This window comes from Nocardia concava NBRC 100430, assembly GCF_000308815.1.
In the GTDB taxonomy this organism is placed as follows: domain Bacteria; phylum Actinomycetota; class Actinomycetes; order Mycobacteriales; family Mycobacteriaceae; genus Nocardia; species Nocardia concava.
Window position 1 is genome coordinate 1 of the sequence record NZ_BAFX01000044.1, and the last position, 13,423, is coordinate 13,423.

The 13,423-nt window shown below is 68.8% G+C and carries 12 protein-coding genes and 1 pseudogene; 10 read left to right on the plus strand and 3 right to left on the minus strand.

Going from position 1 to position 13,423, the window contains the following annotated elements:
• Positions 1-36 precede the first annotated feature (36 nt).
• Positions 37-1,212 (plus strand): annotated as a pseudogene (locus ON43_RS45500) (hypothetical protein); the annotation flags it as partial.
• Positions 1,213-1,512: 300 nt separating this feature from the next.
• Positions 1,513-2,412, plus strand: a complete 900-nt coding sequence (locus ON43_RS08155; RefSeq protein WP_040805412.1) for an HAD-IIA family hydrolase — start codon at positions 1,513-1,515, stop codon at positions 2,410-2,412.
• A 24-nt stretch (positions 2,413-2,436) separates the two neighbouring features.
• On the opposite strand, the gene ON43_RS08160 is transcribed toward ON43_RS08155, so the two are convergent.
• A complete protein-coding gene (locus ON43_RS08160) occupies positions 2,437-3,195 on the minus strand; it encodes a class I SAM-dependent methyltransferase (protein WP_040805414.1) in 759 nt (252 codons plus the stop codon).
• A 237-nt stretch (positions 3,196-3,432) separates the two neighbouring features.
• On the opposite strand from ON43_RS08160, the gene ON43_RS45735 reads away from it, so the two are divergent.
• The 4 genes from ON43_RS45735 to recN are packed head-to-tail and all read left to right on the plus strand — an operon-like array spanning position 3,433 to position 7,327.
• Positions 3,433-3,714 carry a hypothetical protein gene (locus ON43_RS45735; protein ID WP_174416456.1) on the plus strand — a complete coding sequence of 94 codons (282 nt, stop codon included), beginning with the start codon at positions 3,433-3,435 and terminating at the stop codon, positions 3,712-3,714.
• A 1-nt stretch (position 3,715) separates the two neighbouring features.
• A complete protein-coding gene (locus ON43_RS08170; protein WP_040805415.1) occupies positions 3,716-4,606 on the plus strand; it encodes a TlyA family RNA methyltransferase in 891 nt (296 codons plus the stop codon).
• Entirely contained in the window at positions 4,603-5,568 is a 966-nt protein-coding gene (locus ON43_RS08175) for an NAD kinase (RefSeq protein WP_040805549.1), read from the plus strand. The genes ON43_RS08170 and ON43_RS08175 overlap by 4 nt, the downstream gene beginning before the upstream one ends.
• Positions 5,546-7,327, plus strand: coding sequence for a DNA repair protein RecN (gene recN / locus ON43_RS08180; RefSeq protein WP_040805418.1), 1,782 nt, complete (start codon positions 5,546-5,548; stop codon positions 7,325-7,327). Before ON43_RS08175 ends, recN begins: the two co-directional genes overlap by 23 nt.
• A gap of 28 nt (positions 7,328-7,355) precedes the next feature.
• Here the strand turns inward: recN and ON43_RS08185 are convergent, their stop codons facing one another.
• Positions 7,356-8,012 (minus strand): TetR/AcrR family transcriptional regulator, encoded by a 657-nt coding sequence (locus ON43_RS08185; RefSeq protein WP_063712510.1) that lies wholly within the window; start codon positions 8,010-8,012, stop codon positions 7,356-7,358.
• Between the two features lie 58 nt (positions 8,013-8,070).
• Between ON43_RS08185 and ON43_RS08190 the strand changes: the two genes are divergently transcribed.
• Positions 8,071-8,487: an ester cyclase gene (locus tag ON43_RS08190; RefSeq protein ID WP_040805422.1), complete on the plus strand. Its 417-nt coding sequence runs from the start codon at positions 8,071-8,073 to the stop codon at positions 8,485-8,487.
• Positions 8,488-8,626: 139 nt separating this feature from the next.
• On the opposite strand, the gene ON43_RS08195 is transcribed toward ON43_RS08190, so the two are convergent.
• Positions 8,627-9,046, minus strand: coding sequence for an SRPBCC family protein (locus ON43_RS08195; RefSeq protein WP_040805423.1), 420 nt, complete (start codon positions 9,044-9,046; stop codon positions 8,627-8,629).
• Positions 9,047-9,207: 161 nt separating this feature from the next.
• On the opposite strand from ON43_RS08195, the gene steA reads away from it, so the two are divergent.
• The 3 genes from steA to pyrG all read left to right on the plus strand — a co-directional run bounded on the left by steA (position 9,208) and on the right by pyrG (position 13,181).
• Complete coding sequence (steA, locus tag ON43_RS08200) at positions 9,208-10,419, plus strand: putative cytokinetic ring protein SteA (protein ID WP_040805425.1); 1,212 nt, start codon at positions 9,208-9,210, stop codon at positions 10,417-10,419.
• Between the two features lie 7 nt (positions 10,420-10,426).
• Entirely contained in the window at positions 10,427-11,347 is a 921-nt protein-coding gene (locus tag ON43_RS08205) for a copper transporter (protein WP_040805427.1), read from the plus strand.
• A 109-nt stretch (positions 11,348-11,456) separates the two neighbouring features.
• Positions 11,457-13,181 (plus strand): CTP synthase, encoded by a 1,725-nt coding sequence (gene pyrG / locus ON43_RS08210; RefSeq protein ID WP_040805428.1) that lies wholly within the window; start codon positions 11,457-11,459, stop codon positions 13,179-13,181.
• Positions 13,182-13,423: the final 242 nt, after the last annotated feature.

Sequence of the window (13,423 nt, forward strand, 5' to 3'; positions counted from 1 at the left end):
TTTCAATCGCGGCGGTGGAGATCGTCGCGAAGGTGGATTCAATCGCGGCGGCGGGACCGTCGTGAAGGCGGCTACAACCGCGGCGGTAGTGATCGTCGCGAGGGCGGGTTCAACCGCGGTGGCGGGGACCGTCGTGAAGGTGGCTTCAACCGTGGTGGCGAGCGTCGTGAGGGCGGCTTCGATCGCGGTGAGCGTCGTGAAGGTGGCTTCAATCGCGGTGGTGGGGATCGTCGCGAGGGTGGATTCAACCGGGGTGACCGTGGGGATCGTCGTGAAGGCGGATTCAACCGCGGTGGCGAGAACCGTGGTGGCGGACGGGGCTTCGATCGGGACCGCAGCGACCGTGGTGATCGCGACGATCGGAAGAGCTTCGCGCGCAAGGATTTCGGTGACGAGCGTCGCGAGAAGCCGCGCGAGGATAAGGATTTCGACCGGAACGGGTCGGGGGAGCGGTCGTTCGATCGCGGGCAGGACCGTCGCCGGGGCGGCGAGGGCGCGCGGGTCGGCGGCGGCCAAGGCGGGGAGCGGCGTTCGGGTCGTCCCGATGAGCCGAACCTGCCGGACGATGTGCAAGCCTCGGATCTCGAGGGCGCGGTGCGCCGCGATCTGCTGAGCCTGGACAAGAGCAATGCCGAGGCGGTGGCACGGCACCTGGTGATGGTGGCGCAGCTGCTGGACGAGGATCCGGAACTGGCGCTGGCGCACGCCCGGGCGGCGCGGCAGCGGGCCGGTCGCATCGCGGTGGTGCGTGAGACCGCCGGTGTCGCGGCCTATCACGCGGGTGAGTGGGCCGAGGCGCTCTCGGAGCTGCGCACCGCGCGCCGGATGTCCGGCGGTTCCGGCCTGCTGGCCGTGATGGCGGACTGCGAGCGCGGTCTGGGCCGTCCCGAGCGGGCCATCGAGCTGGGTCGCAGCGACGAGGCGCGGGCCCTGCAGGGCGACGAGGCCACCGAGCTGCGCATCGTGGTCGCCGGCGCGCGCATGGATTTGGGTCAGTTCGACCAGGCCGTGGTGACCCTGCAGACCGCCGAACTCGATCCGGCCCGTACCGGTTCCGCCGCGGCGCGCCTGTTCTACGCCTACGCCGAGGCGCTGCTGGCAGCCGGTCGTGAGGACGAGGCGCTGACCTGGTTCATGAACGCCGCGTCCGCGGATCTCGACGGCGAGACCGATGCCGAGGAGCGGGCCGCCGAACTCTCCGGTGACGGCGAGGGTGTGGACTGGACCGCCGCGTTCGACGAGGACGAGGACGACACGGAAGATTCCGACGACACGGACGAATCGGATGTGGCTGTCGGGGCCGCGGACGCGAAGGCCGCGGACGAGGATGACGAGGATTCGGAAAAGTCGGAAAAGGCCGAGCCTGCGGTCGAATCCGCCGAGTCGGCCGAATCCGCCAAGTCCGGCGAAACCGAGAACTGAGGACCGGCAAGTGATTCCGACCGTGTGGCCGTGCGAGAGCGCGGCCGCACGGTCGTTCTTGTTTCTGCGCACAGTGAGAGGGACGGCGTAATGCGACTGCGGGACCGCTTCGAGGCCTTGCTATTGGATCTGGATGGGACGCTCTTCCGCGGCCATGAGCGGATTCCCGGTGCGCCGGAGGCGCTTTCGGCGGGTGAGCCGGGGCAGCGGCTGATGTATGTCACCAACAACGCGAGCCGTTCGGCCGACGCGGTTGCGCTGCATCTGCGTGAACTGGGTTTCGACGCCCACGAGGACGAGGTGGTGACCAGCGCCCAGGCGGCCGCCCGGCTGCTGGCCCAGCGGGTCCCGCCCGGTTCCACCGTGCTCGTCGTCGGCACCGACGATCTGATGTCCGAGGTGGAGAACGTCGGCCTGCAGGCGGTCCGCCGCTTCGACGGCGTGCTGCCCAGTGCCGTGGTGCAGGGCCACAATCCGCAGACCGCGTGGCCGGATCTGGCCGAGGCGGCCTACGCGCTGCGCTCCGGGGCGCTGTGGGTGGCCGCCAATACCGATGCCACCCTCCCCACCGAACGCGGCTTGGCCCCGGGCAACGGTTCCATGGTCGCGGCGCTGCGCCACGCCTCCGGTATCGAGCCGATCGTGGCGGGCAAGCCGTTCGCGCCGCTGATGGAGGATGCGCTCGAACGCGCGGGCAGCCGTAAGGCGCTGGTGGTCGGCGACCGCCTCGATACCGATATCGACGGCGCGGCGGCCACGGGCCTGGAGTCGCTCATGGTCCTCACCGGTGTGAGCACCCTCGAGGATCTGCGCACCCAGCCCGCCGACCGCCTGCCCACCTACGTCGCGGAATCCATTGAGGCCCTGAACCATCCGGTCGCCGACCTGGACCCGGTCGTCCCGGGCGACGGCGATATCGCCGACACGATCGCGGCCCGTTTGCGAGAGGCTCCGGGCCGCGCGATCGCCGTCGGCTCGGTCTCGGCGTAGCGACCGGGTGCGAGGTGTGAAGTCTCACACCGGCTTTCGCGCCTCTATCAAGGTGCGCGCGGAGTAGGCGACGAAGGGGCCGTCACCGCGGATCTGCCGATGCAGGTCGTGGAGGCGGTCCCGGTAGTCCTCGACCGTGAAGCCCGGGACCATCCAGATGACCTTGCGCAGGAAGTACACGACCGCCCCGATGTCGTTGAACTCCATGCGAAGCCGCTCCGAGCGGGACTGCACGATCTCCAGTCCTGCCGCCCGCGCCGCCTCGGCCTCGAGCTCCGGATCGCGGGCCAGGCGGGCCTCCGGCTGTGGACCCAGGAAGTATTCGACGAGCTCGAACACGCTGGCCGGGCCCACATGCTGGGCGAAGTAGACGCCGCCGGGTTCGAGCACCCGCGCGATCTCGCTCCACCACACGGTCGCCGGATGCCGGCTGGTCACCAGATCGAAGGCCGCGTCCGCGAACGGCAGCGGCGGTTCGTCCGGATCGGCGACCACGACCACCCCGCGCGGATGCAGCAGCCGGGTGGCCTTGCCCAGATTCGGCGGCCAGGATTCGGTGGCGACCATGGTCGGCGGGAAGACCTCGGCCTCGGCCAGGACCTCGCCGCCACCGGTCTGGATGTCGAGTGCGGCGCGAGCGGTCGCGAGCCGACGGGCCTGCTGTTTCTGATAACCCCAGGACGGCCGCTGTTCGCTGGCGCGCCCGTCGAGCCAGGAGAAGTCCCAGCCGTCGACGGACACGGAATTCGCCTCGGCGATCAGTTCCTCGAAGTCGCTGTCCATTTGCCCAATCCTGTCAGCCGACCGCAAGAGGTTTTTCGCGCCACGCACGAGCGCGTCCCTGTCCGACCCGCGAGGGCCTTTCGGTTCGACGCGGGTGCGGCCGGTCGGCGGTGGGATCGGGATGCGGCGGGGTACGTGTGTTCGAATACGAGTTCGGGTAGCGTTGTCGCCACGATGACTACGCCGACGCCTCATTCACCGATTCCCGCACCGGGACCCCGTCCGGGGATGCCCGGAATGCCGGGCCCGCGCCCCGGGATGGCGCAGCCCGGACCGTCCGGAATGCCGCTGCCCGGGCAGCATCTGGCGGGCACGAATCAGGATTTCGCGGACCCCGAGCGGGTCAAGGCGGATGTCGATGCGCTGCTGGCCGAATTGTCGGCGGGCGCACCGAATCCGGGTTTCCCGGGCGCGCCCAGCGTGCACTCCGAGGGCACCGATATCGTGCGCCGCGCCAAGATTCTCGAGCAGGCGCACGAGGTGCTGGTGCAGGCCCTGGCCACGGTGGACAAGATCTGAGGTGGCCAGGCGCGCGCGGGTGGACGCGGAACTGGTTCGCCGCGGATTGGCGCGGTCGCGGGAACACGCGTCCGAGCTGATCAACGCGGGCCGCGTCCTGATCAATGGGTCGGTCGCCACCAAACCGGCGACCGGAGTCGAGGCGGGCACGCCACTGCTGGTGCGGGAGGAACCCGACGAGGTGCAGTGGGCCTCGCGCGGCGCGCACAAGCTGCTCGGCGCGCTGGAGGCGTTCGAGCCGCAGGGCGTGTCGGTGGCGGGCAAACGGTGCCTCGATGCCGGCGCTTCGACCGGCGGATTCACCGATGTGTTGCTCTCACGCGGAGCCAAGGAGGTCGTGGCCGCCGATGTCGGCTACGGCCAGCTCATCTGGCGGCTGCAGAACGATGATCGCGTCCAGGTGCACGACCGCACCAATGTGCGGGCGCTGACGCCCGAACTCATCGGCGGCACAGTCGATCTGGTCGTCACCGACCTGTCGTTCATCTCCCTGGCCCTGGTGCTGCCCGCCTTGGCCGCCTGCGCCGCGCCCGGCGCGGATCTGCTGCCGATGGTGAAGCCGCAGTTCGAGGTCGGCAAGGAACGCGTGGGAGCCGGTGGCGTGGTGCGTGATCCGGCGCTGCGGGCCGAGGTGGTGGGCGAAGTCGCCGCCGCCGCAGCGAAACTCGGCCTGCGCACGCGCGGGGTGGTGGCGAGCCCGCTGCCCGGGCCGTCGGGCAATGTCGAGTATTTCCTCTGGTTGCGCAAGGAATCCGGGACGCCGGCCGGACCGGAGGAAACCGGCGGCGCGACCGCTGACACCGCACTGGTCGGTGCCGACGCCTACGATACGGACGAGGCGGCGCGTGTTGCGGCGTTGATCGAGCGTGCGGTGCAGGAGGGTCCACAGTGAACGCGGCTAGCCCGGCCAGAGAAGTGCTGCTGGTCGCGCATCCGGGACGGTTGGAGATCACCGATACCGCGCATCGGGTCGCGAAGATCCTGTGCGGGGCGGGGATCGGGCTGCGCGTGCTCGAGGACGAGGCCTACAGCACCCGCTTCGATGTGGACGATCAGGGCGCGGCCGACGGGTATCCGGCGCGCGTCATGGCGCACAATCCCGACGCGGCGGTGGGCACCGAGATGGTGCTCGCGCTCGGCGGGGACGGCACCTTCCTGCGCGCGGCCGAACTGGCCCGCAGCGCCGGAGTGCCGGTGCTCGGAATCAATATGGGCCGGATCGGATTTCTCACCGAGGCCGAGGCCGAGAATCTCGACGAGGCGCTGTCCCAGGTGGTGCGGCGCGATTACACCGTCGAGGAGCGGATGACCATCGATGTCACCGTGCGCGTCGACGATGTGGTGACCGAGCGCGGCTGGGCGCTGAACGAGGCCAGCATCGAGAATGCCGCGCGCATGGGCGTGCTCGAGGTGGTGCTGGAGGTGGACGGCCGCCCGGTGTCGGCGTTCGGCTGCGACGGCGTGCTCGTCGCCACCCCCACCGGGTCCACCGCCTACGCCTTCTCGGCGGGCGGGCCGGTGGTGTGGCCGGAACTCGAAGCGCTGCTGGTGATTCCGTCCAATGCCCACGCCCTGTTCGCGCGACCCCTGGTGACCAGCCCGGATTCGCTGATCGCGGTGGAAACCGTTGCGACGGGCCATGATGCGATAGTTTTCCTCGACGGCCGACGCACCCTCGCACTGCCGCGGGGCGGCCGGGTCGAAACGGTCCGCGGGACCGAACCGGTGCGGTGGGTTCGGCTCGACTCCGCGCCGTTCGCCGATCGGATGGTGCGCAAATTCCAGTTGCCCGTGACAGGCTGGCGAGGCCGACGGCGAACGGAGAGCACGAGTGCTGACAGAGATCAGGATTGACGGGCTTGGCGTCATTTCCACCGCCACCGCGCAATTCCATGAGGGTTTAACAGTTTTGACCGGTGAGACCGGTGCGGGCAAGACCATGGTGGTCACCAGCCTGCATTTGCTCAGTGGTGCGCGTGCCGACGCCGGGCGGGTGCGGCTGGGGGCCTCGCGGGCCGTGGTCGAGGGCCGCTTCACCGTGGACGAGGTGCACGACGGCGCCCTCGGCGAGGTCGAAGAGGTGATGGAATCCTCGGGGGCCGAACGCGATGACGACGGCAGCATCATCGCGGTGCGCACCGTCGGCAGCGATGGGCGCTCCCGGGCGCATCTGGGTGGGCGCAGCGTGCCGGCCTCGGTGCTGTCGGATTTCACGACGCCGCTGCTCACCGTGCACGGACAGAACGACCAGTTGCGTCTGCAGCGGCCGGATCAACAGCTGCACGCGCTGGACCAGTTCGCCGCCGACGCCGTGGCCCCGCTGCTGGCCAAGTACCAGAAGGCGCGAAAGGCCTGGCTGGACAAGCGCAATCAGCTGCTGGAGAGAACCGCGCGCAGCCGGGAATTGGCTCTCGAGGCCGATCATCTGACCCAGTCACTGGCCGAAATCGACGCCGTCGCACCGGAACCCGGTGAGGACGAGCATCTCGTGGCCGAGGTGCGCCGGCTCTCGGATCTGGATTCGCTGCGCGAGGCCGCCTCGACCGCGCACGACGCGCTGGCCGGGCCCGCCGACTCGCCGGGCGAGGACGCCGGGGCGCTGGACCTGCTCGGCACCGCGCGCGCCCGCATCGAAGCCTCCGACGACCCGAAGCTCTCCGAGCTGGGACCCCGCCTGGGCGATGCGATTTCGGTGATCGTGGATCTGACCACCGAGCTCAGCTCCTACCTGTCGGATCTGCCGTCCGATCCGGGTGCGCTGGAGTCCATGCTCACCCGGCAGGCCGAATTGAAGACCCTGACGCGCAAGTACGCGCCCGATATCGACGGCGTCATCAAGTGGGCCGACGAGGCGCGCCTGCGTCTGGAATCGCTGGACGTGTCCGAGGAGGCCCTGGCCGCCCTCGCCGCCGAGGTCGAGACCGCCGCCGAGAAGGTGCGTGAGACGGCCCGCAAGCTGACCGCCGCGCGCAGCAAGGCCGCGGGCAAGCTGGCCTCCGCCGTCAGCGCCGAACTGGCCGGTCTGGCCATGGGCCGGGCACGCCTCGAGGTCGGCGTGGGTCCGGTCCTCGCGGGCGTACAGGATTCGGCCCCGCTGGTCATTGACGGCAAGGAACTGCACGCCGGTTCCACCGGTGTCGACGAGGTGGAATTCCGCCTGGCCGCGCACTCCGGCGCGCATCCGCTGCCGCTGAGCAAGAGCGCCTCCGGCGGTGAGCTCTCGCGCATCATGCTCGCCCTCGAGGTGGTCCTGGCCAGCTCCGAACACGGCACCACCATGGTCTTCGACGAGGTCGACGCCGGTGTCGGCGGGCGCGCCGCGGTCGAAATCGGCCGTCGCCTGGCCCGATTGGCCCGCACCCACCAGGTCATCGTGGTCACCCACCTGCCGCAGGTGGCCGCCTTCGCCGATACCCACCTGGTGGTCGACAAGCTCGATGACGGCAAGGCCGTCAAATCCGGCGTGAAGGCGCTCACCCAGGACGAACGCGTCGTCGAACTCGCCCGCATGCTGGCGGGCATGGGCGACACCGAAACCGGCCGCGCCCACGCCTGGGAACTGCTGACCACCGCCGACGCCGAAAAGGTCGGTGCCGCCGTCTCGGGCGAATAGACCGCGCCCCGCCTTCGGTGGCGAGACCTCAATCCGCCTGCGGCGCTTCGGCTTCGGCCAGTGCCGCGCGGATCAGGGCGCGAGCGGACCAGGACATGAGGTCGGTGGCGGCCTCGGGGGAGAGGCCGAGGATGTCCTGGGTGCTGACCAGCGCCTCGATGCCGTAGACCAGTGAGACCGCGTTGACGAGGCGGTCCAGTTGTTCGGGTGGCAGCCGATCGGCCAAGGGCTCCAGGGCGGTTCGGGCCATCTGCAGCCGGGTGGTGCCGCGATTGGGGACGCGGTCGGCCTCGGGCAGATCCGCCTGTTCGATCCAGCGGTCCTGGATGGAGCGCAGCACCGTGCGCCAGAGCAGCTGATCGGCGAACTGCATGGTCGCGGCGGAGCGGACGACCGTGTCGATGCGCTCTTCTGCATCGCCGGTGAGGCCCTCGAGCACGCCCACGAAATCGCGGCGCAGGGATTCCTCGCGGGAGGAGATCTCGTTCCAGAGCGACTGCGGGTTGGGGAAGTAGCGGTACGCGGTCGCGGGGGAGACGCGTGCCGCCTCGGCGACCTCCGGAATCGAGGGGGAGCGGCCGTCCTTGGCGAGCGCGATCGCGGCTTCGAGCAGCGCCTCACGGGTGCGCATCTTCTGGTTCTGCCTGCCACTCGTGAGAAATTTCTCTTGACGTGAGACGCTCATCTCACGAAGATAGCAGAGCCTCATAAAACTGGGCGTCACTGATCAGGGAGGACACGTGATGACACCGGAGGAAATGAACGCCATCTACACCCGCCACGCGGAGGCAGAGGCGAACAAGGACGTGGCGGGGATTCTGGCGACGCTCAGCGATGACGTCGAACACGAGGTGGTGGGGGATCCGCGCGGGATCCTGCGCGACCACGCGGCCATCGGGGCGCGGTATCAGGAACTGGTCGAATCCATCGACGAGGACAAGTTCGAGACCGTGCACCGGTACTACGGCGAGAACTTCATGGTGGACGAATCCCATTGGTACGGGCGGGTGCCCGGGAACTTCATGGGGATTCCGGGCAACAACCGGCCGGTGAACTTCCGGATCCTGCACGTCTGCGAATTTCGCGACGGGAAGATGACGCGCGAGAACGTGTGGCTCGACGTGGCGGCCGTCATGCAGCAACTGGCGCCCCAGCCCTGAGTCTCGACTACCGGCCAGCACCGAATCGACGACCGGCCGGGGCCCCGCCGACAAACGGCCGGGCCCCACGGGGCTCCGGCCGGAAGTCTTTACCGCCGCGCTGTTTTCGAGGGGTGCGCGGCGGTTCTCTCGAAGGGGCTTACTTGATCGCCTTGCGGACCGCGCCGATCAGCTGGTTGATCAGGGCGCGCAGGCCGGGCTCGAGGATCGAGTCGGGCACGGGGAGGCTGGGCTCGGACTCCATGGTGTACACCACGCGGGTGCCGCCCGGCGCGTCGGAGAAGCTGATGGTCCCGACGTGGCGCTTGACCGGCGCACCGGCGATGACGCGGTAGACCATGCGCTCGTTGGGAACCAGCTCGGTGGTCTCCTCGGTCGGGCCGACCGGGCCGAGGCCGAGGTGGTACTGGGCGCCGACGCCGTTGGGTGCGCCGATACCCGGCTTCTTCAGCGAAACCTTGATGGGCACAAAGGGATTGATGCTGTCACGCTCGGTGAAGAGCTTGTAGACGGTCTCGCGCGGGGCGGGAAGGACGGTGTCGACGGTGGTGCTGGCCATGACGGCATTGTCTCCTTTCGTGCCGGTGTCCGGAGCATATCCTTACCGGCGGGTAAGAAGATAGCTCCCGGCTCGAACGGATGCCGTCACTGTGACCAATGGTGACGTTGACCGGCGCGCCTCCACCATTGGTTGAGACTTTGGGGTAATCATCGTTCGTTATGAAGATGATGGCCCTGCTTTCGCGCAATACCGAAACGTTGCCTGGTCTGACCGGTATGGCCCGGGTGGACCGGAACACGAGGCGGTTGCTGCAGCGAGTCGGGCCCGGGGACGTCGTGGTCCTCGATGAGATGGACCTGGACCGACTCACGGCCGATCGGCTGGTCGAGGCGCAGGTGGCGGTGGTGATCAACGCGTCGCCGTCGATCTCCGGCCGGTACCCCAACCTCGGTCCGGAAGTGCTGGTGGCCAACGGCATTCAGCTGATGGACGCGGTCAGCTCCGACGTCTTCAAGAGGATCAAGGACGGCACCAAGGTTCGCGTCGAGGGCGGTGTCGTCTACGCGGACAAGCTGTCGAAGAAGGAGCCCGAGGCGCTCGTCGAGGGCATCGAGCTCACCGAGGCCACCATCGCCGAGCGCATGATCGAGGCGCGCAACGGGCTGGCCGACCATCTGGAAGCCTTCTCCGGCAATACCATCGAGTTCATCCGCACCGAATCCTCGCTGCTCATCGATGGAATCGGGGTGCCGGAGGTCGAAATCGACATGAAGCGGCGGCATGTCGTCGTCGTGGCCGACGGCCCCGAGCACATCGAGGACCTCAAGCGCATCAAGCCGTTCATCAAGGAGTACGCGCCGATTCTGATCGGCGTCGGCCGCGGCGCGGATACCTTGACCCGCAACGGTTATCGCCCCGACCTCATCGTGGGCGATCCGGAGGAGATCACCGCCACCACGCTCAAGTGCGGCGCGGAGGTCATCCTGCCGGCCGATACCGACGGCCACGCCAAGGGTTTGGAACGCATCCAGGATCTGGGCATCGGCGCGACCACCTTCCCGTCCTCGGGCGCGCCCGCGGATCTGGCGTTGCTGCTGGCCGATCACCACGGCGCGTCGCTGATCGTCACGGTCGGTGCGGCGGCGTCTCTCGACGACTTCTTCGACCGTGGCCGCCGGGATTCGAATCCGGCAACCTTCCTGACACGCCTCAAAATGGGCACCAAGCTCATGGATGCGAAAGCCGTTGCGTCGCTGTACCGTCACCGGGGTTCCGGATGGGCGGTCGCGCTGGTGGTGCTGGCCGCGCTGGTGGCCCTGATCGTCGCGATTCTGGCCACCCACATGGGTGGTGAGGCGCTGACCTGGGCGAGCGACACCTGGCATCGCGGATCCGATTGGGTAGAGCGGCTATTGGACCGTCAGAAATAGGGGAGCGATGATTTCCTTTCGCCACCACGCGATTTCGATCGCCGCGGTTTTCCTGGCCCTGGCGGTCGGCGTGGTGCTGGGCACCCGCACGCAAGGCAACGGGTTGTTTACCGGCTCGGGCGATCGGCAGCAGATCGAGGATCTGCGGGCCGAGAACGGGCGGCTGAACGAACAGGTGAAGGCCGCCGACGCCTTCCTCTCGGGCGCCGCTGGCAAACTTCTGGCAGGCACTCTGGCCAACCGGTCGGTTCTGGTCTTCACCACGCCCGACGCCGACAGCGGCGACGCGGACGCGGTCACCGCCGCGCTCACCACCGCCGGGGCCACGGTCACCGGGCGGGTCGGGCTCACCGGCGCGTTCACCGACTCCTCCGAGGGCGACCGCATGCGCACCGCGCTGGTGAACGTCGTTCCGGCCGGCGCCCAGCTCAAGATCGACGCCGTCGATCAGGGCAGCCTCGCGGGCGATCTGCTCGGTCAGGTGCTGCTCGCCGATCCGGGCAGCGGCCAGCCGCGCGGCACCGCGCAGGAGCGCGGGCTCGCGCTGGAGACACTGCGCGGCGGCGGCTTCCTGACTTTCACCGAGGTCCAGCCCGCGCAGCTGGCCGTGGTGGTCACCGGCGACGGCGCGCGGGCCGGGGAGAACAATCGCGGCACCATCATCGCCCGGTTCGCCGGGGGACTGCGCTCGCACAGCGCGGGTGTGGTGCTGGCGGGTCGCTACGGGGCCGCGGACGGTCCGGGCGCGATCGCGGTCGCGCGGTCGGAGGGCGGGCTGGCCACGGTCACCACCGTGGACAATGTGGACCGCGAGATCGGCCGGATCACCACCGTGCTCGGGCTGACCGAACAGCTGAACGGCGGAACCGGTCGGTACGGCACGGGCGCGAAGGCGACCTCGCTCACAATCGTCGCCCTGCCCCGCTGACCGCGACACGGCAAAACCTGCCCGCGACACGCGGAATCGAGCGATTCGCGGGCAACCGGTGTGCGTGGCATTCGAACAGCCTGCGCAATCCGTGTTACCGTGAAGTCCCGTGGGTAATTCACGGATTCCGGCGCGCGCGGCCACGAAACACATCTTCGTCAGCGGCGGTGTCGCCTCTTCACTCGGCAAGGGCCTGACCGCCTCCAGCCTCGGTCAGCTGCTCACCTCGCGCGGTTTGCGCGTCACGATGCAGAAGCTGGATCCGTACCTGAACGTCGATCCCGGCACCATGAACCCCTTCCAGCACGGTGAGGTGTTCGTGACCGAGGACGGCGCGGAGACGGACCTCGATGTCGGTCACTACGAACGGTTCCTGGATCGCGATCTATCCGGGGACGCCAATGTCACCACCGGCCAGGTGTACTCGAAGGTGATCGCCAAGGAGCGCCGCGGCGAGTACCTCGGCGACACCGTGCAGGTGATCCCGCACATCACCGATGAGATCAAGTACCGCATTCTCGCCATGTCGGGGCCGGACCTGCACGGTCAGACCCCGGATGTGGTGATCACCGAAATCGGTGGCACCGTGGGCGATATCGAGTCGCAGCCGTTCCTCGAGGCGGCGCGGCAGATTCGCCACGAGGTGGGGCGCGACAACTGCTTCTTCCTGCACGTCACGCTGGTGCCCTACCTGGGCCCCTCGGGCGAGCTCAAGACCAAGCCGACCCAGCACTCGGTGGCGGCGCTGCGCAATATCGGTATCCAGCCCGACGCGCTCATCCTGCGCTGCGATCGGGATGTGCCGCAGGCGCTCAAGAACAAGATCGCGCTGATGTGCGACGTGGATGTGGACGCCTGCATCTCGACGCCGGACGCGCCGTCGATCTACGACATTCCGAAGGTGCTGCACCGGGAGGGCTTGGACGCCTACGTCGTTCGCCGCCTGGGCCTGCCCTTCCGCGACGTGGACTGGACGGTCTGGGGCGATCTGCTGGACCGCGTGCACAACCCGCGCGAAGAGGTCACCGTCGCGCTGGTCGGCAAGTACGTGGACCTGCCCGACGCCTACCTGTCGGTCACCGAGGCGCTGCGCGCGGGCGGATTCGCCTCGCGGGCCAAGGTGAATATTCGCTGGGTGCAGTCCGATGAGTGCGAGACCGAGGCGGGTGCGCGGTCGCATCTGGCCGACGTGGACGCCATCCTGATTCCGGGCGGCTTCGGTATTCGCGGCATCGAGGGCAAGGTCGGTGCGATCCGCTACGCCCGCGAGCACAAGATTCCGCTGCTGGGCCTGTGCCTGGGTCTGCAGTGCGTGGTCATCGAGGCGGCGCGCTCGGTGGGTCTGAAGGACGCCAACTCCGCGGAGTTCGAGCCCGACACCAAGTACCCGGTCATCTCGACCATGGCCGACCAGGAGCAGATCGTCGCCGGTGAGGCCGATCTCGGCGGCACCATGCGCCTGGGCGCCTACCCGGCTGTGCTGGAGAAGGATTCGCTGGTGGCTGCCGCCTATGGCGAGACCGAGGTCTCCGAGCGGCACCGCCACCGGTACGAGGTCAACAACACCTTCCGCGACAAGATCGGCAAGAGCGGCCTGAAGTTCTCCGGCACCTCCCCGAACGGCCACCTGGTCGAATTCGTCGAGTACCCGAAGGACAAGCACCCGTTCCTGGTCGCCACCCAGGCGCACCCGGAGCTCAAGTCCCGCCCGACCCGCCCGCACCCGCTGTTCGCGGCGCTCATCTCGGCCGCGCTGGAATACAAGGCCGCCGAACGCCTCCCGGTGGAGATCCCCGACGAGATCCCCGCCGAGGCCGAGAAGGTCTCCAAGTAACACCGCGCTGATCCACCCACACCGCCCGGGCACTCACCGAGTACCCGGGCGGTTTTGCATCCACCCCCAATGCGCCGAGTGGCACACCAGTGAGGGGATTTGCCCGAATTCGCCGCGCTGGTGTGCCACTCGGCGGTTGGCAGCCGGGTCGATCGGCGTGGTGGCCATCGCTGTCGTGCCGCATACCAGGCCGGAGCGCGCTTCGGGTTGGTGCGGCCGCCGGGCCTGCATCCGCGACCTGG